The sequence below is a fragment of the Streptomyces sp. 13-12-16 genome (genome assembly GCF_002114215.1).
Classification (GTDB): domain Bacteria; phylum Actinomycetota; class Actinomycetes; order Streptomycetales; family Streptomycetaceae; genus Streptomyces.
In genome coordinates, this window is sequence record NZ_NCTE01001415.1 from 1 (window position 1) to 779 (window position 779).

Consider the following 779-nt stretch of genomic DNA (forward strand, 5'->3'; position numbering starts at 1 on the left):
GTGGGTGACCTCGGCCGTGCGGCCGTCGGTGTCGACGCGTACCGCCCGGTGGCCGGTGGCGATGACCGCGCCGGCGGCGCGGGCGGCGTCGGCCAGGGCGTCGGTGAGGGCGCCCATGCCGCCGACGGGGACGTCCCAGGCGCCGGTGCCGCCGCCGATGACGTGGTAGAGGAAGCAGCGGTTCTGCTTCAGCGAGGGGTCGTGGGCGTCGGCGAAGGTGCCGATGAGGGCGTCGGTGAGGACGACGCCGCGCACCAGGTCGTCGGCGAAGCGCTCCTCGATCGCGACGCCGAGGGGCTCCTCGAAGAGGGTCCGCCAGGCCTCCTCGTCGCCGACGGTGCGGCGCAGTTCGTCGCGGGTCGGCAGCGGCTCGGTGAGGGTCGGGAAGACACCGCGGGCGACGCGGCCGGTCATGTCGTAGAAGCGCTGCCAGGCCCGGTACTCGCTCTCGGAGCCGGTGAGCCGGGCGAACGCCTCGCGGGTGCGCCGCTCGCCGCCGCCGACGAGCAGCCCGGTGGGCCGTCCGTCGCGTTCGACGGGGGTGTACGAGGAGATGGTGCGGGTGCTCAGCCGGAAGTCGAGCCCCAGGTCCCGGACGATCTTCCGGGGCAACAGGCTGACCAGGTACGAGTACCGGGACAGCCGTGCGTCGACGCCGGTGAACGGGCGGGTGGACACCGCCGCCCCGCCGGTGTGGTCCAGCCGCTCCAGCACCAGCACGGAGCGCCCGGCCCGGGCGAGGTAGGCGGCGGCGACGAGGCCGTTGTGGCCTCCGCCGA

1 protein-coding gene is annotated in these 779 nt (G+C 75.1%); it reads right to left on the bottom strand.

Annotated elements, in window-relative coordinates:
* Nucleotides 1-779, bottom strand: a 779-nt coding sequence (locus tag B7767_RS41800) for an NAD(P)/FAD-dependent oxidoreductase (protein ID WP_143652982.1), incomplete at both ends; no start/stop codon positions are given.